Raw genomic sequence first — 21944 nt, 5'->3', positions numbered from 1 at the left:
GGACAAGTAAACAAAGTTGAAGGGGAGCGATCACATGTATTTCGGAAGCAAAGGTTGGTATGTAAAAGAACTTAAAAAATTAGGGATTCGTACTTACGAAGGTAAAAAACTAGAATCTTATCGTACACATATTTTATCTAGTTTACTTGAGAGAATGAAGAAAGCTTCGGCTTAATAGATGTAGGAAGCGACTACGGTTGCTTCCTTTTTATTTACTAAACAAAAAGGAAATCATCATACCTTAACTTTTTAACTTTACCGTTATACTTCCTTGATAGAAACCGCCCATTATCAACTGAATCTCTATTACCGAATACTCTTCCAGATAATCATTTGTATATATTTTAAATTCTCCATACTTATTAACCGGTCCGCTTCCAACATACATATCGCCACTCGTTATGACAATTGTTGAATGAGGTTCTGCACGGCCCAATACACAATTATCACCATATTCCACAGAATCTATCGTTATTTTTTGATGCATATTATTAACTGAACCTATACAGTTCTTATTACACAAATTAACATCTCTTTCTTCAGCCCTCGATAGCGCTCGATTCCTACTAGTTTTTTCTGAAGAGAAAGCAACATTCCCCAGCCAACTAAACCTATCAAATGTAGTAATAGGTAGAAACATCTACGTTAACTCCCCCATTCTTCCAATACTTCCATCTCATTTTTTATCAACTACGGTCTTTTAATGAACTTACAGCAATACGTTTTATGTTGGGGTAAAAGAAAATAGCTTTGGTTTTCCATTCAATTTCGCACTGTTAATTTGTACAGAACACATAGAATACCGTTTTTCACCCCAGATGTAATGACAACACCACACAAAAGAAACCACGATCCATTAAATGTAAATCCACCTTCAAATATATTAATAATAATTATGTTGCCAATTATTAAGAGAATCCATGAAATGGAATACTGTTTTCCATTTGTAATATATAAAATTTCATCCTCATAACAGACTGTAATTCCCCCACCTTGCCAAACACCAATAGCGAAAGAAATAAGCGTAACTGCCAGTAACTCTGCTTGTAAATCCCTAGTCATTTGTTGCGGCGCCGTATAAGTAATAATCCCTATCATCATGAGAAAAGTTATAATATCTATCCAGTTTAATTTTCTTTGTTTGCTTTGCAGCCAAATAAAGAAAATTAATACAGGAATTAAAAGCAAAGTTTCCATTTAATTATTCTTCTTCCTTTCCTACATTAGAAACGTCTATAATTGTAATGCAATTAGATTGTTCTTAAATCTCTCATACTTTCTGAAGCATAACATGAGAAAGAAATAAAAAAATCGTACAAAAGGGCAAGCCTATAATGTACGATTGGGCATATATAATGTTTTAAAAATGAATTAACTTCCTTTCAATAGATACAGCTACTGCTTCTGACCGTGAATTAACACCTAATTTATTGTATATATTTGTTAAATATGCTTTTACTGTTCGCTCAGCTATTCCCATATCAAATGCAATTTCTTTATTCTTATATCCTCGCGCAATAGCTTTCAGCACAAACAATTCTTTAACCGTTAAGTTATTTTCTGCAACCTTATCAGCATGTACTTCTTTCCTTTTATACTTCACTATCTTTTCCATAATATTTGGTTGTAGTAAAATCTCACCTCGAATAGCCGCTTCCAATGTTCGAAATAAATTCTCACGATCCGTATCTTTTAGCAAATATCCTTTTGCCCCTAACTCAATTCCCTTTAACATTAATTCATCTTCGTTATAAGTAGTTAATATAATAATCGGCGTATGGTTTTGTTTTTCATTCAAAGCCTCAATTGTTTCTAAACCACTCATTTTAGGCATATTCAAATCCATTAAAATGACATCGGGTTTCTTCTTTTCTATGAAAGAAAGGGCTTCTTCTCCGTTTGCAGCCTCACCTATAATTTGAAATGAATCACTCGTTTCTATTATTAATTTCAGACCTTCTCTTACAACGAAATGATCATCTACAATTAATACGTTATGCTTCATGGCTATCTCCTTCTTTATTTATAGGCACTTGAATATACACTTTCGTACCTTTCATCTTTTCACTCAATATATGTATTTCTCCCTTAATCAATCGAACACGCTCATTTAGACCAATTAAACCATAATGTCCAGGATTCTTACCGATATATCTAGTGTCAAAACCAATTCCATTATCTTCAACTTCAATAGTAAGTTTTTCAAGATCATCGATATATTCAACATTTAAATTTACATCTGCTGCCTGTGAATGTTTTGCGATATTCGTTAAACATTCACTAATTACATATAAGCAGTGCTCTTTTACTACGCTTGAAATATACGGTGGACTTTGGATAGTAAATCTCACATGTATAGACGTAGCTTCAGAAAAACGTTGAATCTCTTCTTTTACTGCTCCATTAAATGAATTAGTAGTATGACGCAAATCATCAATAACCAACCTTGCATCATGTAAAGTTTGTCTCGCTCTTATCATAGTTTGTTTCATAATCTCTTGAGATCGTCCTGTATTCCCTTTTTGCATATGGGCATCTATCGCTTCCAATTGCATAATTAAGCTTGCTAAACCTTGCGCTAACGTATCATGTAAATCTCTTGCCATACGCTGCCTTTCATTAGCTAATGTCAATTCTTCCACTCTCATATATGCAGACTCTAACTCTTGAATATAGCTCTGTATACGATTACGTGCATCAAATTGCTGCTTATTAATATAAGAAAAAGGAATAATAATTGCTAACACTAAAAGAAACATAGAGATAAGAATAGCTAATTTATTCACACCATAATTGATACTAATTGCAGCACAAAATATTGCATACATAAGAGTAAAAACTATCATTACTTTAAATATATTGTGATAAACATATAAACTTTGGGCGATTAAAATAGGAGTTAATCCAACAAAAATCGCTATCGAAGCATTTGTTGCAATAAATGCAGCCAAAAACACAATGAAAAGTTGTACAAAAAAGAAGTACAACAATTGCCTATTCTTTAATGAACTCGCATACCAATGAAAAATAGTATGAATAACAATGACTATTGTAAAGAAAAAACTATCCATAGAGAAAATATTATTACGAAATTCTAAAAGCATTGAAGCTATATATACGAGTGTAATCCATAAAATAATAAACCTTCTTGGGATAAATACCGCTTCCAATACATTTGTATCCAAATCTATATTTGAACTTATTTTTTTCATATCTGACCTCCACCATTACATTATACAAGATGCGACTTACATTTTGATAAAGTGAAGGCTTTTACATGTCGCCCGCCTCCCACAAATAGCGGGATAAGTTACTGATTCCTCTTCATCCTCATTACCAAATATAAATATGAAATATTGCATATCGAAATGCATTGATGTTTATGTAAGCGCTTACTATAATGATGGTATAAAGATTTATTACAACTTACTATTTAAAAAAGGGGGCAATCACATGGAAATCGCAATGGCAGTTTTAAAATTTGTAGGTGGAGTAATTCCATTGGTTCAAGAACTTTTAAAAGCATTTATGTAAGATTATGATTCAGCAATTATCTATAAGAATTATGTACCCTAGCAGAACAATAATGATACATCTATCTCAAGTTGGAAAAAGACGCTCACAAGGGCGCCTTTTTTTATATTACTATATATCTAATAACTTGTTCGGAAAATCGATTCTACAATTCATACAATGCTACATAATTAATGTATCTTTTTAACATTTGCACAATAAAAATCCCCTCAAAGCATAAAGCGAGCCTATTTTTCATTATTTTTTTTATATACAGCAATACCATTTTCTACGATTTTATTAAATGAATAAACGACGACTGTCTGCTCTTCTTTATTTAGTGCTACTGAAATAATCAATTAAGCTAAAAATGCTATAATTAACCCAATCACACTAAGGGGGAACAATTATTTTGCGCGGAACATGTATTCAATTTCATAAGTTTGGCAATCCGAAAGATGTATTACAGGTTGAATATAAAAATATAGAACCGCTTAAAGATAATGAAGTTTTAGTTCGTATGCTAGTTAGACCGATTAATCCATCTGACTTAATTCCAGTAAGTGGAGCATACTCACATAGAATCCCTTTACCTAACATACCGGGTTATGAAGGTGTTGGTATTGTAGAAGATGTAGGTGCGAGTGTTTCTAGAGATCTTATCGGCAAACGCGTTTTACCTTTACACGGGGAAGGTACTTGGCAAGAGTTCGTTACAACATCAGCTGACTTTGTAGTCCCTATTCCTGATTCCATTGATGATTTTACAGCGGCACAAATGTATATTAACCCCCTTACAGCGTGGGTTACATGTACAGAAACGCTAAACTTAAAACAGAATGATGTTTTATTAGTGAACGCTTGCGGATCCGCTATTGGTCATCTTTTTGCTCAATTATCACAAATTTTAAACTTCCGATTAATTGCAGTTACAAGAAATAATAAGCATACAGAGAAATTACTTCAGCTCGGTGCCGAATATGTAATTGATACTTCCACTGCCCCGCTTTATGAAACAGTTATGGAGTTAACAAACGGGATCGGTGCAGATGCTGCGATTGATTCTATTGGAGGACCAGATGGAAATGAATTAGCTTTCTCCTTACGTCCAAATGGGCGCTTTTTAACTATCGGCCTTCTATCAGGAATACAAGTTAACTGGGCAGAGATTGTCACGAAAGCAAAAGTGCACGCGAACATATTTCATTTACGACATTGGAATAAAGAAGTATCACCATATAAATGGCAAGAAACGTTTCGTCACTTAATTCGCTTAGTGGAAAACAAGCAATTACGTTTTATGACGGTACATTCTACATATGACTTAGCTGATGTGAAAACAGCGGTTGATGTCGTGCAGTCTGCTGAAAAAACGAAAGGGAAAGTGTTTTTGACGAGTGATTAAATACAATTGAAGAAGTCTTTTTGATTGACCTTTTAAATAGACTAGATGGTACGTTTAGGAGTACCCATTTGTAATTATCTGGTATAATCATTTTAAAAGGTGAAAGGAGATTCTAACATGTGGTTAATTACGGCAATTGCGCCTGTTGTAATAGTCGGAGGAATCGTATTATATGTAATTGGAAGGCTTAAACATAAATATAACAACGGTAATTTAGGTAAGAAAAAATCAAAAAACGCTCAAGTTTTATTAGATAGTTTAATACCAATGGGAATGCTTTTGGGGTGTTTAATCGGTATAATTGTCGACATATTTTTCCCGGGTTATTCGCTGTTTACAGTTGGTTTAGGGGCTGGAATAGGCTATTTATTTGGATTTTTTGCCTATGAAATTTATAGCAAGACAGGAAACGATTTTTCATAATCAAAAACAGACACAATTGTGGAATAAGCGAAGTCAAAAAAATCCCCTCAAAGCATAAGCTTCAAGGGGTGAGCCTGTATTTTTACTTACTTATATACGTACAGCTGTACCACTTACAGCAACCATTAACATTCCATCACGAACAACTTCATAATCTACGTCAATACCAACGATAGCGTTCGCACCTTTTTGTTTTGCAAGTTCTTTCATTTCATCCATCGCGATATCACGAGCTTCTTTTAGCTTGCTTTCATAAGAACCAGCACGGCCACCGACAACATCACGAACTGAAGCAAATAAATCACGAACAATATTTGCACCCATAATAGCTTCACCATTTACAATATCAATATACTCAATAATTTCTTTACCTTGGATTCCAGACGTTGTTGTTACAATCATGACTGACACTCTCCTAATAACTTATAGTTTTTTGATTAGCTTTCTTATGTCTTTATTATGACATGGAAAAAGTATCTAATCTATTGAATTACCTTACATGAATGTGACAATTTTGTAAGAATGAAACGCCTATTATTTTTAATAAAGCGCTTTAACATTAGGATACATAAACGATTTACTATTTTCTTTCCAATCCTTTTCTACTTCTTTAAAGGTTGGTCGCCCTAATTCTTCATTGTTTTCATGTTTACTAAACCATTTCTTCACATACTTCTCTCCATTTTTATTTTGAACCGTACAAAGGAAACTATTACTACTATCCTTTAATATTTTTACAATCACGAAAAGACACCCTTCCCTTTTCAATAAAGTGAAACTTTAATCAGCCCTCACCAATCGGGCTGCCCACAAATAGCGGGATAACAGAATAGAACTTGATCTTTTACTATAAGCCCTTCCTCTCTTATAGTCATACGACTCCTCAGCCGCGCCAAAGTTGTAAGATCAAAAAACGATATTCACTATGTTTACATTTTGCATAATTAATATGTGAAGTAAATATTATTTAAAGAAATCGGAGTTATAAGCATTATGCTTATCAAATATTTTATAGATTTCTAACTTATCATCTAATTTCGCATCTACTAAAATTAATATATTTCCATCGTAAATGTATTCTTCATATTTCTTAGCATGTTCTTCAGGAATTCCTAATCCGATAAATGCTCCTATTAAACTTCCAGCTCCTCCGCCAATACCGGCTCCTCCAATAGCTGCTGCGATAGGTCCCGCTGCTACGATTGGACCCATTCCAGAAACGGCAAGTATACCAAGACCTGTTAATAAACCACCGAGTCCGCCTGCTACTCCTCCTGCCACAAGCCCTGTCGCTGAAAAGATATCCGCTTTATGTGCTGTTTCACTATTCACTTTTTCACCCGATTTTTCTTCCAGATGTTCAATTTCCTTTTGATCCTTCGCAATAGCTGAAATGTTACCCGCCGAGTATCCTTTATCTTTTAATTCATTAATAACGAATGCCGCATCATCAATTGTTCTAAAAATACCTACTATTTTTCTATCTACATCCATAACTATTAACCTCCTAAAGTTTTATATAATGTATCTTTATCTTTCTTCATTTCTGTATACACTAATCTTCTTATTAACATAACCATTTACGAAAAAAGCGAATAGTAAAAGCATTACAAGCGAACTACTTAACAAGTAAATTAAATCAAATGTAATATCAATCATCATTTCATTCATGTATACCAGACTCCTTTTTATTTAAAGTAAAAGTATATTTTTATAGACTAGAAATCTTACAATTCATCTTCAGTCAATCTCTTTGTAGTATATGTATACCCTTCGTAACCCTTTCTAAACGTAAAAAACTATAATTATATTTTTTCTTATTTATATGTTTAACATTTTTTAAAACGGGTATGTTTATATTGTTATGCTTACTATACAGAAAGGAATATTTCGATGAATGCAATCCAATCTACTACTATTCTTTATAATGAAACACCTACAATAAAGCAGATTCATCATTTTTATGCTTTAATGACAACATTTCAAACTAATTTATTTATAAGTAAACACGGAACACTTACTTCTATTAAAAGCTTAAGCACATTAATATCCTTTTTCCTTACTGTAAAAAAGAGAGAGCTTGTATTATTTATCTTTGAAGGAATAGATGCAAAAAAAGCTTTAAGAACACTCTTTCCTTCTTAAAAGTTTTATTATCCCCCTATTCCCTCGATCGTTACTTTTCATATATGTTTTTATATTTCAAAATGATTTCCTCTATTCAAAACGAGACCCCCTAATACAATAGGGGGATTTCTAGTTTGGCCTTATGAAAACTGATATAATATATATTACGTTTTTCATTCTTTACAATAGAAAACTTTTAATAATCTTGAAGGTAGGAATTTTTAATGAAATCGAAAGCAAAATTTAGTATTCGCTACAAAATTATGGCTGGTTATTTAGTTATGATTTTGTTCTTACTTATTTCTTTCATTATGTTAAACAATGAGATTTCCAATTTACAAAAATCTCGTAATTTTATTATTGATCACGATTTTAAAGTTCTTAATTTAACGAATCAAGTGGAGAAAGAATTGCTAACAATTGAAAATAAAGCGAAAGGATTTATTACTTCTAATGATGCAAATTACGTGCAATCCCTGAACACTGCGGAAAAGGATTACGAAAAACATTATCAAGATCTTTTGGCTCTAGTAGAGGATAACCCCTCTCAGCAAGAAAAATTAAAACAGATTAACGAAAATATTAATAGTTGGATTAATAAAGAGATTCATCCATTCATTACAAATCATAATAGTAATAACATACAAGCAATCGACACGACTCAAATTCAGTCATTACAATCGCAGCTAACTAACTTCCGTGGTGTAGAAGAGCAACTAACGAAAAAAAGAGCTGCACAATTAGATACTGAAAATAATAAATTAGAGATTTGGTTATACAGTTTATTGTTCTTACTTTCTTGTATTTCTATTATCATTTCACTCTATATTTCGAATTCCATTACAAAAACGATTAAAAACGTAATTCAAGCTATTCAAGCAATTTCTTCTAAAGAAAAAATTACTGAAAGAATTCATGTAAACACGCGGGATGAAATAAAAGAGCTTGCTCATACAACGAACCACCTACTAGACGAAATATCTAAAAGAGAGTGGTTACAAACCGAGCTTGCAGAATTAATTTTAATGTATCAAGGTGTACCTTCTATTGAGATGTTAGGTAAAAAAATTCTTAGTGGAGTTATACAAAAAACGCAAACCTCTTGCGGTGCATTCTATGTACGTGAAGAAATTGAAGAAACTGTCTACTATGTAAAGAAAGCTTCTTTCGCTGATCAAGGTGCTGATATTGGAAAACAATCCATTAAAATGGGTGAAGGTTTAATTGGGCAATGTGCTTTAGAAAAACAAAGCTTTATTCTTCGAGAAATACCAGAAGAATTTCGTTATGTCACTAGCGGCTTATTAGAAATACGCCCTCAAAACCTACTAGTCGTCCCAATCTTATTTGAAGATGAAGTGATTGCAGTAATGGAGTTAGTAAGTGTAACTGAGATTTCAGACTTACATCAAGATTTAATTCAACAAACCGTTGATAACCTAGGTCTAACCATCCATAGTATTATGGGACGTATGCGAATTCAAACTCTTTTACATGAATCACAAGCAATGACAGAAGAGTTGCAAGTTCAATCAGAAGAATTGCAAACGCAAGCTGAAGAACTACAAATGCAAGCCGAAGAATTAAGAACAACGAATGAACAACTAGAGTCTAGAACTGAAGAGGCCGAGCAAAAGACAGCTGACTTACAAATTACTAAATCAGAATTAGAAGAAAAAGCAAGTGAAATATTACGTAGCTCAAAATACAAATCAGAATTCCTAGCAAATATGTCACATGAATTACGCACACCGTTAAATAGTATTTTACTATTATCTGAAATGTTAAGAGAAAATCATGATAATCATTTATCCGATGATGAAATTGAATTAGCAACCGTCATTCATTCATCAGGGAAAGATTTACTTACTTTAATTAATGACATACTAGATTTATCTAAAGTAGAAGCTGGGAAACTAGATGTTATTTTTGAAGCAACGAACATAAGTGACATGGCGGCAAATATGCATCAAAACTTTTTACATATAGCTGCACAAAAAAATGTCGAATTTACTATTGAAGACAGTGATATTATTCCTGATTTATTTTATACAGATGCAAAGCGGATTGAGCAAATTATTAAAAACTTATTATCCAATGCATTTAAATTCACGGAAAAAGGATCCGTCTCTTTACATTTCGATCCGATAGAAACAACTAATTTAAGTCATGATATGCAGTCTATAAGTAATGATTGGATTACAATTTCAGTAAAAGATACTGGTATTGGTATCGCTACAGAACAGCATCAACTTATTTTCGAAGCTTTTCAACAGGCAGATGGAGCAACGATTCGGAAATATGGTGGTACAGGCTTAGGATTATCTATTTGTAAAGAGTTTGCTAGATTATTAGGTGGTTGGATTACGTTAGAGAGTAATGTAGGAGAAGGCAGTACTTTCACCGTATATATCCCTAACCTTCCAAATGGGTTAACTGATATACAAGTATCCAATTTAGAAGTCGCAGCAACGATAGATGACGTTATTCCTGCTGAAGTTATTGAGGAAACTATCGTGACGCCAGAAACAAATAACGTCTTCCAAGAGAAAACTATTTTAATTGTCGATGATGATCATCGAAATATATTTGCATTACAAAACGCATTAGAAAAACAACATGCCAACATTATTACTGCACAAAACGGCATAGAGTGTTTAGAAATACTAAAAAACAATACAAATATTGACCTTATTTTAATGGATATTATGATGCCGAATATGGACGGTTATGAAACGATGGAACATATCCGAATGAATTTAGGGTTCCATGAAATACCTATTATCGCATTAACTGCTAAAGCAATGCCAAATGATAAGGAAAAATGTTTATCTGCTGGCGCTTCAGATTATATAAGTAAACCATTAAATTTACATCAACTCTATTCGGTAATGAGTGTATGGTTAATAAAATAAGTGAGGTTTAATTTAAGTGGAAAATAAGTATTATAATTTTGATCCATCCGTAGATATGGATAAGCGCACGAACTTAGAAATTGAATTACTATTGGAAGCGGTATTTAAACTATCTGGCTTCGATTTTCGCCAATATGCTCGCACATCTATTTATAGAAGAATTTGTAATCGAATGCAGCTCTCTAATATCCCAACCATTTCAAAATTAATTGAAAAAGTAATTCATGAGGAAGGGTTTTTAGAACAGTTATTAAATGATTTCTCCATTAATGTAACTGAAATGTTCCGTAACCCTACTTTTTTTAAAGCGTTAAGAGAACATGTTATTCCTGAATTAAAAAAGTATCCTGAAATTAGAATTTGGCATGCTGGATGCGCAACTGGTGAAGAAGTGTTATCAATGTCCATCTTACTTCACGAAGAAGGATTAAGTGAAAAAGCTGTTATTTACGCAACAGATATGAATACAAATGTGTTAGAAAAAGCAAAACAAGGCATCCTTCCGTTAAATAAAATGCAAACTTATACGAAAAACTATTTACAAGCTGGCGGTACACAAGCATTTTCTAACTATTATTCAACAGATAGTCGTTTTGCTTATTTTAATCCATCCCTTTTACAAAACATTATTTTTGCGCAGCATAATTTAGTAACTGATCAATCTTTTAACGAATTTCATATTATACTTTGCCGTAACGTTTTAATTTACTTTACAGGTAAACTTCAAAACCAAGTACAGCAACTATTTTATGAAAGTTTAGGCCACAATGGATTCCTATGTTTAGGAAATAAAGAAACTCTTCGTTTTTCAAATATAATGCCGCATTATATCCAGTTTAATCCTAACGAACAAATCTATCAAAAAATACAATAAAGTGAAACTTTAATCAGAGGGGGGATTCCCCTCTGATTATTAGTTGAACCAATCGGGCGTTTACGGGCAGTTGATTTCCCACCTACCTTCTTTGCTTCCGACTAATTTTTTTGGTGGGAGTCTTACTGCCCACAAATAGCGGGGTAAAAAGCGTATGAAATCCTCTGTTTGGATTTCATACGCTTTTTATTTCGCATTCGTTTGTATCATAATTAGGCACATATCATCTGATTGTGTTTTCTTCTGTTCTTCCTTATAAAACCCTTCTATCTCTTCTTCTAAATCTCCCCATTTTCTTTCTGTAAAAGTACGTAACTTTTCTTCAGACTCAAATTCATCATTTGAAATTGCTTCAAGTACACCATCTGTAAACAATAATATTTGAGCGTTCTTCTCAAAAGGTATAACTGTCTTTTCAACTTTTATTTCATCAAAAAATCCTACCGCACAACTCCCGCGATCTAGTTCAACTACATTTGTTTCATCAACTAAAACGTATCCCGAAGGATGTCCTGCATTTACATATTCAATTGTTCTATTTTCTGTATTAACTACTAAGTATATTGCTGTAAAATAATATGGAATATTGTCATTCTCATTATGTAAAAGAGTCATATATTTATTTAAGTCTTTAATGACGAGTTCTGGATCGATTAAACATTTAATCGTTTCACGTAATACAGACGAAATAAACATACAAACTAATGAAGCAGATACACCATGTCCCATCACATCTAATAATATAATACCGTAGCGGTTTTCATCGATTTTATACCAATAATACATATCTCCAGCTAGTTTGAATGAAGGTAAGTAACTTGCTTCAATTTTTATATGATCTTCTCTTAATGGGCTACTTAATAAGTTTCTTTGTACTTGTGTAGCTAAATCTAATTCATTACGAAGATTTTCCTCTTGTTCTTTATGCCAATTCAATTCCGATTTTAAGCGTAATGCTACACGCATACGTGCTAATAGTTCAACTTTATTTATAGGTTTCGTAATATAATCCATTGCACCTATATCAAGAGCTTCGGCTAATTTATTCGCATCCTCTAAGGCTGTTACAAAAATAATAGGGATATCTTTAAACTTCTCCTCTTTTTGTAATCGCCTACAAACTTCAAGTCCATCAATTTCAGGCATCATGATATCTAACAATATTAAATCAATTTCATTATGCCTGGAAGAATCTTTTCCAAAATGTATGTATTCGAAGAGTTCTTGTGCAGAATTAAGTGATACAAGATCATGATATCCGGCTTGTTTTAAAATTTTCTCAATTACAAATATGTTAACCGGATTATCATCAACAATTAAAATGGACACAAGTCATTTCCCCTTTTCTTATTTAAAATTTAAATCTATTGTAATTTTCTATTTTTCTAGTATTACATACTCAGTTACAAAATGAAAATTTCCTAATTAAACATATTTATACAACAAAAGAACAAACCCCCAGAAATGAGAATTTGTTCTTTCATTCTATAAATTTCCACTTTTAATTTAACACCATTGCTTTGTCATTTAAAAGACGATCTAATTCTTCCATATGATTTGTTTCATCTGCAATCATATCTTCTAACTTTACAACTAACTCTGTCATATTTAATTTCGCTGCCTGTTCTTTTCTCGTTTCATAACGCTTAATTGTTTCATATTCTGATTGTCTAGCGTATTCTAACATTTCTCTAACATCTTCTACTTGTTTCACTGGTAAAGGGATCGTAGTAGGTGTACCACCTAGCGTCTTAATTTTCTCCGCTAAATATAGGGCATGTCCTTGTTCATCACTAATTTCAGATTCAAAGAAAGGTTTTAACACTTGTCTATATATACCAGAAACCGTAGCTGCATTATGGTTATACATAATAATTGCCGAGTATTCTCCTGCTAAATCTTCATTCAATCCTTCGATTAGTTCTTTCACATCGTGTGACATTTTAATATCTCCTCCTATACTTAATAACTACCCCTTTTCTCATGTTTTAAACATAATTATTTTAAATTTTTTATGTATCTAAAAACGCCGCTTGCTTCAATTTACTTATCGCTTGTCTTTTAATACGAGAAACGTGCATTTGTGAAATACCTAACCGCTCTCCTGTATCCTTTTGATTTAAATTTTCTCCAAATATATAATGAATAACACTCTTTTCCGTATCATTTAATACGTTAAAAATATCATCTAAAACGAGACGTCTTTCTGTCTGTTCATATCCTTGCTCTACTTCACCTACAGATTCAATTCTCGCTACCGAACTTCCATCAGATGAATTTTCAACTACATCATCTAAGGAAGATACTTGATAATTATTTTTAGCATCCATAATTTCTAGAACTTCCTCTTCGGATAGTCCTAAATGATTCGCAATCTCTATAATCTTCGGTGAACGTTGTAGGTGATCTGTTAGCTCCTCTATCGCAAGTTTAATTTTCCCGCCTAAATCTTTAATTCGCCTTGGAACATGAACGCCCCAAGTTTTATCACGTAAATACTTCTTTATTTCCCCTACTATCGTAGGTATTGCAAACGGTTCAAAAGCATTCCCTATCGAATAATCATACCTTCTTATTGCGCCTAAGAGCCCTAACATCCCTACTTGTATAATATCCTCATGCATCGGCCCACCTTTTGAATAGCGGTATGCAATGGAATATACGAGATTTTTATAGTGATTAACCAACCTTTCCTGCGCTTCATCACATTGGTTTTGTTGGAATTCTGCAATTAGTTTAATAACGTCTTCTTTAGTAAGATTTGTAGGTTGAGATTGGATTTCCATCATTCTCCACCTGCTCTCTTTGTATATATTTTGTCATTAAAACTGTCATGCCCTCATCATGCATAATTTGTATATCATCCATTAACGTATTTATTAAATATAAACCTAAACCATTTTCCGGCAAATGTTCTACTGGTTTATTAATATCATACGGACCAACTTTACTTTTTAAGGTGCTAAAATCAAAGCTAACCCCATTATCCGCAACCATAATTTCTAATCGATTTTCATATAGACCAAAGACAATTGTAATTTCTCCAACGTCTTCTTTATATGCATGTTGTACAATATTTGTACATGCTTCACTAATAGCAATTTTCATATCTTCTATATCGTCATAAGCAAAGCCTATTCGATTCGCAACACCAGCCATTGTTAAGCGAATAATAGCCACATATTCTGCTTTTGCAGGAATTTTCATTTCTATCGTTTCAAATTTCTCCATCATCCCTAGTCACCTTCTTTCTACTTTTTCAAAATCAGAATTCAAATTTAATATTTCTGTTAACCCTGTAATATCAAATAATCTTTTTAGTCTTTTAGATACACCAACAAACTCTAGTTTTCCATCATTTTTCTTAATTGCTTTTAATAGAGCTATAAAAACACCTAACCCTGTACTATCCATATACTCTACCTTATTAAAATCTACTACAATATAAACCTCTTTCTCGCTTGCAATAGGCATTATCTTATTTTTTAAATCTGATGCCGTATACGCATCAATCTCACCATTAAGTTGTACCGTATAACCTAAATCATTTTGCAAAATATTTATTGCCAAATTCATCATTTCCGCCCCCTTATCTCAAACTACTACTATTTAATTACCCATAAAAATTAGTTTTAAACATATTTTTTCATTTTAATTATAAATAAATTTTCTACACCTTTCTCAGCTTAACACTAAAAAAATACTACCAAATGTTTAAACCTTATAAATTTGTGTATGTATAATGTATAAACATTATTTTTAGGGGGATCTATCTATGGAAGAGCACAACTTTAAAAAGGGAGATTTTGTTCAATTTTCTTATCGACACGATCATGCTACAAAATTAATTGGTTCCATTATTAATATACTAACGAATACAATTGTAGTTGATATAGGTAATAGCGAGGACTTATCTCATATAGAACCAAGGCAGGTCGTAAGAATAAATAATTGTAAAAAAGTAACGATAGCTTAATATGTAATCTCAATCAGTGGGGCCATCCTCACTGATTCCTATGTAAAATACATTAAAAAAGCATCCAAATTATTTTAATTGGATGCTTTTTTATGTATTTTTATCAGTTTATTAACTTTATAGCTACATATAATAAACTTAAGATTACTATTCATTATCATACTTACGCTTTCCGTAGCATTCTAGAAAAGAATGTAACGATTAAAATAAAGACGATTGCACCTAATAAAGCTGGAAGAATAAAGATGCCTCCCCATTCAGGGCCCCAGTGACCAAATAAGGCACTACCTACCCAAGATCCGATTAATCCAGCAATAACATTACCAACTATACCTAAAGGAAAGTCTTTTCCTGTAATCATTCCAGCTAACATACCAATAAGTCCACCTACAATACACGTAATAATAAGTCCCACAATTAGACCTCCTATATATTTTTATAATGGATTTATCAAGCTTTGGCGTTTAACCAAAGCTTGATAAACATGTATTATTCTTTGTTATCCAATCCATCACTTATCTTTTGTTTCACTTTTCCGACTTTTTCTTTTACAGTTCCCTTCGTCTTCTCCCACTTCCCTTCATTTTTCAACTCTCTATCTTCTGTAACTTCACCAATTCCTTCTTTTACTTGCCCCTTTTTCTTTTCAACTTTACCAGTAATTTGTTCTTTTAGCCCGCTCTCACTCATATTTCCAATCTCCTTTTCGTAATAGATTTGTAGATTTAAAGAGTATGAATTTAAATAGAATACGTGCATCTTCTTTCTTGTAACCATTCACCGACTCTTTCTAAATCCTTAACGAATAACAAGATTTTCCCTTCATCCAGTTTTTCTTCATAAAAGTTAGCTTCTTCCTCATTAAGTCCTAATTCTTGCATCTTATTTCTTAACTGATCTCCTGTTTTTTGAAAAACATTAATAATACTTGTCCCAAGTCCCTCTTCTTTTATTCCAATTGTATTCACGTCTGCATTGTCTGCGATTCTATCTGTCCTTTCTTTCTCATGTGTTAATACGTAAATATCTTTTTGGTCGATTCCTTTCTTCACTAGATCATTCGCCGCATTCATGACCTCTTTCTCCGTAATAAATTCATATACAAAAGGTTTACTATACTTCGTTTCCATCTTTAACTTCCTCCTCTAAAATGAATTATTTATTATATTATATGTAATACACCCATTTTCGAAATGTTAAACATAAAATATGAAAAAAATTATGTGAATTTTGATTTTGATAGAGAATGAACCGCATATTTTTCATATATACGCTTCATATTATTCATACGAACATCATTAAAACTAGTAAACATGTCTCCCTATGATTTACAAAATTATCTCCTTACAATAACTACCTAAAATAACAGAAAATTGTTATAATTAAGCGTAAGGAGGGATACTATGAAAAAAATCATATCTATATGCGCTCTAAGTGTTCTATCTTTCACTTTAATAGGTTGTACAAGCACTTCTACTACAAACAATGCTCCAACAACTAAGCAAGAAAATACGAAAAATACCATTCAATTAAACTCTGCAGACATTACCAACATTGAGATGCTTAGAACAACAAGTAATACTAGTTCCAAATCTCAAACAGATAACGAGGAAATGATACAATCAATCGCTTCAGCAGTCCAAAACGGAACACCAAAAACAATCACAATAGATCAAAAAAAGAGAGAATCTGCACATTCTACTATTACCGTTACATATAAAGATGACGCAAAAGAAGAGTTTCTTGTATGGGTTGATAATAAGGAGAAAATTACGATTGCTAAAGATGAGAAGAAAGATAAAGTAGAAGCTGTGACGGTGAATATTAAAGGCGCTAAGATAATGAAGGATTTTTTTAAAAATGATAAAACATAAAAGAATCCCCATCAACTTAAGGATTCAAAATTAGCACAAAATTTTGTTCAGAAACACTATAAAATTTCAGCCTAATAGGTAAGTGGCGAGACCGTATATTATTAAACTTAAAATGTTCCAAGTCGAAGGAAGACACCTTATAAGGTGTCTTTTCTTCATGAAAAAATCCCTGTGCTCAACAAAAAATACTTTGTCTTTACAAATAATACTCAAACATTTTTGCAACCTTTTCTTTCATTTTTTCTTTTATAGATAATTGATTGACGTCAGAGGATGTTACTTGCTTTGAATTTTGTAAGTCTGCATTAATCACTGGTTTTATTCTCGAAATATAGATAGGGTCATGAATATAACAGTTCATTTCTTCATTTAAATGAAACGAGCGTGAATCAAAATTCACGGTCCCAACCATCAATACTTTTTCATCAATCAAAAATACTTTACCGTGTAACACCCCATTTTTATAACCATATACTTCCATCCCCTGTTTTAATGCTTTTCGGATATATGGATATGCTGCTTCTTTAACTAATAGTGCATCCGAATGAGGTGAGAATAGAATTTTGACACGGACTCCCCTCTTTCTTGCATCTACTAATGCGTTCCAAATAGTTCTGTCTTTTGGTATAAAATAAGGTGTTAATATAATGATGGATTCTTTTGCTTGTTGAAACAGCATTGCATAATCTTGCCCAAGTTTTTCTCCACTATAATATGCAGTAAATCTTTGCGAGGTTGCTCCCTTTTCCTTTACCGCATTGTGTATCGGAATCGGTTTCTCTGAGTTTTTATTCCAGTCTAATACAAATTGGTGTTCTAAATCTTGAACTCCTTCTCCTCGTATTTGAAGATGATAATCTCTCCAATAACCAAGTTTTTCTTTTTCTCCCAAATACTTCTTTCCGATGTTGAATCCGCCAATGTAACCAACCTTTCCATCAATAACTGAAATACGACGATGATTCCGATGATCCAAAGAAGAAAAAAGATAAGGGAAAACAGGTTTATTGTAATATGTAAAATGAACTCCTTTTTTAACTAATAATTCTCTTTCCTTTTTCTTTAGTAAAATTCCACCTAACCTGTCCACTGCATAGTATACTTCTACACCTTCCTGACTTTTTTTTCGCAATAGCTCTAGAAACTGATGACTTACTTTATCATCAGCAATAGAAAAAAAGTTAATATGCACGTAATGCTTTGCTTTCTCTATATCTGAGAATAATTGATTGTTTAACTGTTTCCCATCTGTATACATAGTAATATCACTTTGACGCATAGGGTATTGACTAGAATTCTGGCTAAATACCCCATTTTTTTCGGCTATTGTTCTGTCAATTTCCCCCCAACCAAACAGAACTAAACATCCACCGATAAATAAAAAGAGGAATACTCGGAAAATTCTTCCTATCTTTTTCAGCATATTTAATCTCCTTTATATATTATCGTTTTATTTCTGTTAGTTTTTGTTATTGGGACAAAACTATTCCATACATCTATTAGCTAAAAATTCTCCTTTGAATGATTAACTATAAAATTTCTCATTCGCAAATCCCTAAAATTGGAAATCGTATTATGATAACAAAATAGGCATTCTATATTTTGAAGTACATTTACAAGGAGGAATACTACATGACAGTAAGTACTAAACTTAAACAAACTATCGCTGGATTAAAGGGTGCTCAAGCATGCCTAGAAGGATTTGTTCTTGATACTGATAACAAGCAAGCAAAACAATTATATAAAGGTGCAGCACAACAAACTCAAGAAATTATTGAATCTTTAAATCCTCGTCTTCAACAAATTGAACATGAAGAGCCTCAGTACAAGTAATAACATAATACCTTTCACATAGAATATCGTCCCCATGGAAGAGTGCCCAGCTTAAATAACGATTATCATAATGCTGATTACGATTAAAGGGTATCGCCATATGCCCATCAACTTAAGAAACGGAATACACAATCTGCGTATGCTTTTATGAAACGACTCGTTCAAACTTTTGGAGAACCAACGGTTCTGACAACAGATAAGGCCCTTTCTTTACTTTGTTCACTCAAAAAATTAAAGGTGAATGACTTTTATAAAAGTACTACTCATTCTACAATCAAACATTTCAATAATTACATAGAACAAGATCATCGCTATGTAAAGCGCCGGTTTGCTAAATCCTCAGGGTTCTAACACTTCGCATAAATCTGTCCTTATAGGTCAAAATATGTAAGGTATTGTGCTGGAATGCACTTGCCTATTCTAAATAAGGAGTGAGATGAGTGGCTGATAAAAACGAACGTAACCGTGTTGATAATGATACTGGCGAAGCGGTAGGAACTGGTGTCGGTGCTGTCGCTGGAGCTGCTTTGGGTTCTGTTCTTGGTCCACTTGGTACCGTTGCAGGAGCTGTTGCAGGAGGAGCGATGGGTAACAAAGTCGGCGAAGGTGCCGATGAGGCTAATGACAGTGTTGCGAACCGAGAAGATTAGACTTTAACCAAAGTGACACTAAATGAATTGGATTCCCAAAAAGGGAGTCCTTTTTTTTATTAAGTTAATTCAGCTTTTTTAGGTAAATTCCCAGTAAGATTTTGAATCAATTCACTTAAAGTAACGTGTGCGTTAGTTCAACAAGCTATAAGCAGCAATCATAATCATTTTCTTAGTCTTCCGCAATCGGGCGCTATTGCTGAATAAACCTTAGATTATCAATCGACTTTATTGTTATATTTTTGAGTACAGTGAAGTATCTTATATCGGAAATTAAACAACTATATTTTAACCCCGTCCTAAATTTAGAACGGGGTTATGCTTGTTTTAGCTTTTCAAATTTAATAGCACCACCTAAATGGAAGTTTTATCTCGAAACGAAGAGGTAACTCCAATTCTAAAAGAAGGGCCTGAAGTGTTTTGGAGTTTGTAGAGTTGATAGATGCTTTAAAATATGTTTCACCAAGTCGTGATAAACCTTTTAAAGCTTATAAGCATATTACTGAAAATTGGGATGATAACTGGGATAGTGTAAATTCACAGTGGAAAAATATAATTGGATGATTATCAATTTCTAGTGTCCAAGGTGAAGCATTCAAGGAAGTTACTAGTACCATAGAAGGTTTCTTTAAGGAACAGGAATGACTTAATAGTCATTCCTGTTTGTTTTTTTGCGGTATCAAGTTAAGAAGCACATTCTTCCCCAAAAATCATAAAAATGAACTTCGGTGCTATAAAAAAATTCCATTTAGGGGGTACTTTAAAATCTTAGCTTGATAGCGATGGGGTACCGCCACATCGCTATCAAGCTAACAAAATAAAATACCCCTTAAAATGAAAAAATACGCTTTCTTTCTGTAGACTTATAGGAAAGGATGGCGTTTTTTTTACACTTGGGGGTAAAGCAAATTCTTAAGTTGATGGGCATGGGGTCACCATATCAAAAAAAGAAAATTGTACGTTTAGACATAATTTAGACACATTTTATCCGGTTCCCTGTACGTTAAGGAATTAGTTTGTATATTTGAGGAGATGTACGAGACAGATGTGAATTTAGGGGAATCCAATATTTTCTATTCAAATATGATAGAATGGAAATATATACAAAATGGAGGAAAAACAAATGAACTCAAACACAAAACAGTTTATTAATGATATCCAGCAAAGAAAGAACAATTATTTAGAAAATGTATTAATAGCAATACAACACCCTAAAAAAGAACAATCTGAACAGGTCATTCAAAATATAGTAGAGAAGATGGATATGATGATTAGTCTAGTTACTACGTACATGAGGATTGAATCAGGATCTACGGAAGAATTAACAGAACTTCAGAAAGAAATTATTCATGCTCAAGCATATATTCAAAAACGAAAACTTGAAGAAACACAGAGATAAAACCCTGTGTTTTTATTGGGTCGTCTATGACGCCAATCTGTTATAAATTAAATTAGATGTAATTTAATTATTGTTTTGGCATAATCCATACAATTTGTTGAATGCGTACAATATATGGCACCGTATCTTCAATGAGTAAATGATCTGGTTTCACATCTTTTAACTTTCCTCTTACATTACCTCTTACAGTTTCAATAACCACCTGTTTACCAATTACTGATTGTAATGTCTGATATACGTAGGGATTGGGTGCACTTACCATATGTTGTTCACTCAAGTCATTTCCTTCCGAATAACTCATTCTATAAGACTCCTTTCTAACTTGCATTCTTTCTCCCAATATATGATATAAATCTTATAAATATGCTAGAAGGATAATTCATTATAGGAATGGAAATAACATTTTAATAAGGTACGGTTTCTATTTCTAAATTGCTAAAAAATTATTTATATAAAGTTACTTTTACTAGTTAATAGGTGATAATATATGGATATTTTGAATGTACATTCAGGTTGTTCTTTTCAAGATATGTGTCATTTTAAATACGCCCTTTGTTAGCATACTGCTCATACTTTTTCTGAGATTCTTTCGTAATACGTGCGTTAAGTAAAATTGCTAACAATAAAAACACTCCATATTTTCCTCCTGTAGCTCCTATGATAATCACACTACTACAAACAAGTATAATTAATAGGATAAACGAAACTAAATAAATACGATCATAATTCTTTGACATCTTTTCGTATTTTATGCGTTCTTTCCTTGCATCCATCTAAATTCCTCCTTTACATTATCCATTTCACTATCAAATAAATCTCGCCCTTAAAAAGAAAACCATATATCGTTTTAAATAATTAGTTTGTTTTTTTAGCAACTAATGTATATAACATGAAAAGAAATCCTACCAATGTTAAGCTTTCCACTATGATAACCCCGACCCTCTCCTTCCTATTA

The 21944-nt window shown here is 32.6% G+C and carries 31 protein-coding genes and 2 pseudogenes; 14 read left to right on the top strand and 19 right to left on the bottom strand.

The window, feature by feature from the left end; all coding sequences use genetic code 11:
- Positions 1-34: 34 nt before the first annotated feature.
- Positions 35-175, top strand: a complete 141-nt coding sequence (locus tag B5P42_RS07750) for a YflJ family protein (protein ID WP_000273535.1) — start codon at positions 35-37, stop codon at positions 173-175.
- Between the two features lie 66 nt (positions 176-241).
- Here the strand turns inward: B5P42_RS07750 and B5P42_RS07745 are convergent, their stop codons facing one another.
- From B5P42_RS07745 to B5P42_RS07730, 4 genes are all read right to left on the bottom strand, one after another.
- Positions 242-640 (bottom strand): hypothetical protein, encoded by a 399-nt coding sequence (locus B5P42_RS07745; protein WP_033706485.1) that lies wholly within the window; start codon positions 638-640, stop codon positions 242-244.
- Between the two features lie 122 nt (positions 641-762).
- On the bottom strand, positions 763-1197 hold the full coding sequence (locus tag B5P42_RS07740) for a hypothetical protein (RefSeq protein ID WP_113733942.1): 435 nt from the start codon (positions 1195-1197) through the stop codon (positions 763-765).
- Between the two features lie 163 nt (positions 1198-1360).
- Positions 1361-2005, bottom strand: a complete 645-nt coding sequence (locus B5P42_RS07735; RefSeq protein WP_002087211.1) for a response regulator — start codon at positions 2003-2005, stop codon at positions 1361-1363.
- Positions 1995-3212, bottom strand: a complete 1218-nt coding sequence (locus B5P42_RS07730) for a sensor histidine kinase (protein WP_113733941.1) — start codon at positions 3210-3212, stop codon at positions 1995-1997. Before B5P42_RS07730 ends, B5P42_RS07735 begins: the two co-directional genes overlap by 11 nt.
- 136 nt (positions 3213-3348) lie before the next feature.
- Between B5P42_RS07730 and B5P42_RS33090 the strand changes: the two genes are divergently transcribed.
- The 3 genes from B5P42_RS33090 (at position 3349) to B5P42_RS07715 (ending at position 5341) form a co-directional block, all read left to right on the top strand.
- Positions 3349-3534, top strand: coding sequence for a hypothetical protein (locus tag B5P42_RS33090; RefSeq protein ID WP_042889399.1), 186 nt, complete (start codon positions 3349-3351; stop codon positions 3532-3534).
- A 391-nt stretch (positions 3535-3925) separates the two neighbouring features.
- Positions 3926-4918 carry a zinc-dependent alcohol dehydrogenase family protein gene (locus tag B5P42_RS07720; RefSeq protein WP_113733940.1) on the top strand — a complete coding sequence of 331 codons (993 nt, stop codon included), beginning with the start codon at positions 3926-3928 and terminating at the stop codon, positions 4916-4918.
- 117 nt (positions 4919-5035) lie between these two features.
- Positions 5036-5341 (top strand): hypothetical protein, encoded by a 306-nt coding sequence (locus B5P42_RS07715; RefSeq protein WP_113733939.1) that lies wholly within the window; start codon positions 5036-5038, stop codon positions 5339-5341.
- A gap of 90 nt (positions 5342-5431) precedes the next feature.
- Here B5P42_RS07715 and B5P42_RS07710 read toward each other — a convergent pair whose 3' ends face one another.
- The 4 genes from B5P42_RS07710 to B5P42_RS31940 form a co-directional block, all read right to left on the bottom strand.
- Positions 5432-5743 carry a YbjQ family protein gene (locus tag B5P42_RS07710; protein WP_000637510.1) on the bottom strand — a complete coding sequence of 104 codons (312 nt, stop codon included), beginning with the start codon at positions 5741-5743 and terminating at the stop codon, positions 5432-5434.
- Between the two features lie 138 nt (positions 5744-5881).
- Positions 5882-6085, bottom strand: a complete 204-nt coding sequence (locus tag B5P42_RS07705; RefSeq protein ID WP_113733938.1) for a DUF4028 family protein — start codon at positions 6083-6085, stop codon at positions 5882-5884.
- A gap of 219 nt (positions 6086-6304) precedes the next feature.
- Positions 6305-6835, bottom strand: coding sequence for a general stress protein (locus B5P42_RS07700; RefSeq protein WP_002011077.1), 531 nt, complete (start codon positions 6833-6835; stop codon positions 6305-6307).
- A 36-nt stretch (positions 6836-6871) separates the two neighbouring features.
- The gene (locus B5P42_RS31940; RefSeq protein WP_016089038.1) at positions 6872-7012 is read right to left on the bottom strand and encodes a hypothetical protein; all 141 of its coding nucleotides are present in this window, start codon (positions 7010-7012) and stop codon (positions 6872-6874) included.
- Positions 7013-7234: 222 nt separating this feature from the next.
- Here B5P42_RS31940 and B5P42_RS07695 point away from each other — a divergent pair, with 222 nt between their 5' ends.
- The 3 genes from B5P42_RS07695 to B5P42_RS07685 all read left to right on the top strand — a co-directional run bounded on the left by B5P42_RS07695 (position 7235) and on the right by B5P42_RS07685 (position 11257).
- Positions 7235-7486 (top strand): hypothetical protein, encoded by a 252-nt coding sequence (locus B5P42_RS07695; protein WP_002168986.1) that lies wholly within the window; start codon positions 7235-7237, stop codon positions 7484-7486.
- Between the two features lie 206 nt (positions 7487-7692).
- Positions 7693-10383: a response regulator gene (locus tag B5P42_RS07690; protein WP_113733937.1), complete on the top strand. Its 2691-nt coding sequence runs from the start codon at positions 7693-7695 to the stop codon at positions 10381-10383.
- Between the two features lie 16 nt (positions 10384-10399).
- Complete coding sequence (locus B5P42_RS07685) at positions 10400-11257, top strand: CheR family methyltransferase (protein ID WP_113733936.1); 858 nt, start codon at positions 10400-10402, stop codon at positions 11255-11257.
- A 186-nt stretch (positions 11258-11443) separates the two neighbouring features.
- On the opposite strand, the gene B5P42_RS07675 is transcribed toward B5P42_RS07685, so the two are convergent.
- The 5 genes from B5P42_RS07675 to rsbV all read right to left on the bottom strand — a co-directional run bounded on the left by B5P42_RS07675 (position 11444) and on the right by rsbV (position 14836).
- Positions 11444-12586: a fused response regulator/phosphatase gene (locus B5P42_RS07675; protein ID WP_113733935.1), complete on the bottom strand. Its 1143-nt coding sequence runs from the start codon at positions 12584-12586 to the stop codon at positions 11444-11446.
- Between the two features lie 172 nt (positions 12587-12758).
- Entirely contained in the window at positions 12759-13199 is a 441-nt protein-coding gene (locus B5P42_RS07670; RefSeq protein WP_000017756.1) for a ferritin-like domain-containing protein, read from the bottom strand.
- Positions 13200-13269: 70 nt separating this feature from the next.
- A complete protein-coding gene (sigB, locus tag B5P42_RS07665; RefSeq protein ID WP_002188580.1) occupies positions 13270-14046 on the bottom strand; it encodes an RNA polymerase sigma factor SigB in 777 nt (258 codons plus the stop codon).
- Positions 14009-14491, bottom strand: coding sequence for an anti-sigma B factor RsbW (gene rsbW / locus B5P42_RS07660; RefSeq protein WP_113733934.1), 483 nt, complete (start codon positions 14489-14491; stop codon positions 14009-14011). Before rsbW ends, sigB begins: the two co-directional genes overlap by 38 nt.
- 6 nt (positions 14492-14497) lie before the next feature.
- Positions 14498-14836, bottom strand: a complete 339-nt coding sequence (rsbV, locus tag B5P42_RS07655; protein ID WP_113733933.1) for an anti sigma b factor antagonist RsbV — start codon at positions 14834-14836, stop codon at positions 14498-14500.
- A 196-nt stretch (positions 14837-15032) separates the two neighbouring features.
- Here rsbV and B5P42_RS07650 point away from each other — a divergent pair, with 196 nt between their 5' ends.
- The gene (locus tag B5P42_RS07650; RefSeq protein WP_107887136.1) at positions 15033-15233 is read left to right on the top strand and encodes a methyltransferase; all 201 of its coding nucleotides are present in this window, start codon (positions 15033-15035) and stop codon (positions 15231-15233) included.
- Positions 15234-15396: 163 nt separating this feature from the next.
- Here B5P42_RS07650 and B5P42_RS07645 read toward each other — a convergent pair whose 3' ends face one another.
- The 3 genes from B5P42_RS07645 to B5P42_RS07635 all read right to left on the bottom strand — a co-directional run bounded on the left by B5P42_RS07645 (position 15397) and on the right by B5P42_RS07635 (position 16363).
- Positions 15397-15648 carry a GlsB/YeaQ/YmgE family stress response membrane protein gene (locus tag B5P42_RS07645; protein ID WP_000522906.1) on the bottom strand — a complete coding sequence of 84 codons (252 nt, stop codon included), beginning with the start codon at positions 15646-15648 and terminating at the stop codon, positions 15397-15399.
- Positions 15649-15722: 74 nt separating this feature from the next.
- Positions 15723-15923 (bottom strand): CsbD family protein, encoded by a 201-nt coding sequence (locus tag B5P42_RS07640; protein ID WP_000004264.1) that lies wholly within the window; start codon positions 15921-15923, stop codon positions 15723-15725.
- Positions 15924-15973: 50 nt separating this feature from the next.
- Positions 15974-16363, bottom strand: coding sequence for a YflT domain-containing protein (locus tag B5P42_RS07635; RefSeq protein ID WP_000448809.1), 390 nt, complete (start codon positions 16361-16363; stop codon positions 15974-15976).
- Between the two features lie 273 nt (positions 16364-16636).
- On the opposite strand from B5P42_RS07635, the gene B5P42_RS07630 reads away from it, so the two are divergent.
- Positions 16637-17107, top strand: a complete 471-nt coding sequence (locus B5P42_RS07630) for a hypothetical protein (protein ID WP_113733932.1) — start codon at positions 16637-16639, stop codon at positions 17105-17107.
- Positions 17108-17303: 196 nt separating this feature from the next.
- On the opposite strand, the gene B5P42_RS07625 is transcribed toward B5P42_RS07630, so the two are convergent.
- Positions 17304-18530, bottom strand: coding sequence for a phospholipase D-like domain-containing protein (locus B5P42_RS07625; protein WP_113733931.1), 1227 nt, complete (start codon positions 18528-18530; stop codon positions 17304-17306).
- 209 nt (positions 18531-18739) lie between these two features.
- Between B5P42_RS07625 and B5P42_RS07620 the strand changes: the two genes are divergently transcribed.
- The 5 genes and pseudogenes from B5P42_RS07620 (at position 18740) to B5P42_RS07600 (ending at position 20989) form a co-directional block, all read left to right on the top strand.
- Complete coding sequence (locus B5P42_RS07620) at positions 18740-18940, top strand: DUF1657 domain-containing protein (RefSeq protein WP_088030966.1); 201 nt, start codon at positions 18740-18742, stop codon at positions 18938-18940.
- A 114-nt stretch (positions 18941-19054) separates the two neighbouring features.
- Positions 19055-19288 (top strand): annotated as a pseudogene (locus tag B5P42_RS07615) (DDE-type integrase/transposase/recombinase); the annotation flags it as partial.
- 92 nt (positions 19289-19380) lie between these two features.
- On the top strand, positions 19381-19590 hold the full coding sequence (locus B5P42_RS07610; RefSeq protein WP_000764047.1) for a glycine zipper domain-containing protein: 210 nt from the start codon (positions 19381-19383) through the stop codon (positions 19588-19590).
- 435 nt (positions 19591-20025) lie between these two features.
- Positions 20026-20235, top strand: a pseudogene (locus B5P42_RS33085) (hypothetical protein).
- A gap of 478 nt (positions 20236-20713) precedes the next feature.
- Complete coding sequence (locus B5P42_RS07600; RefSeq protein WP_113733930.1) at positions 20714-20989, top strand: hypothetical protein; 276 nt, start codon at positions 20714-20716, stop codon at positions 20987-20989.
- Positions 20990-21056: 67 nt separating this feature from the next.
- On the opposite strand, the gene B5P42_RS07595 is transcribed toward B5P42_RS07600, so the two are convergent.
- On the bottom strand, positions 21057-21290 hold the full coding sequence (locus B5P42_RS07595; RefSeq protein WP_088031430.1) for a YuzF family protein: 234 nt from the start codon (positions 21288-21290) through the stop codon (positions 21057-21059).
- A 238-nt stretch (positions 21291-21528) separates the two neighbouring features.
- Positions 21529-21762: a hypothetical protein gene (locus B5P42_RS07590; RefSeq protein WP_088031431.1), complete on the bottom strand. Its 234-nt coding sequence runs from the start codon at positions 21760-21762 to the stop codon at positions 21529-21531.
- Positions 21763-21944 lie beyond the last annotated feature (182 nt).

Origin of the sequence: Bacillus sp. SRB_331, from assembly GCF_003264175.1 — a bacterium.
Taxonomy (GTDB): Bacteria; Bacillota; Bacilli; order Bacillales; family Bacillaceae_G; genus Bacillus_A; species Bacillus_A mycoides.
The sequence above is the reverse complement of the archived record's forward strand: the minus strand, read 5'-3'. Positions and strand labels throughout refer to the sequence as shown.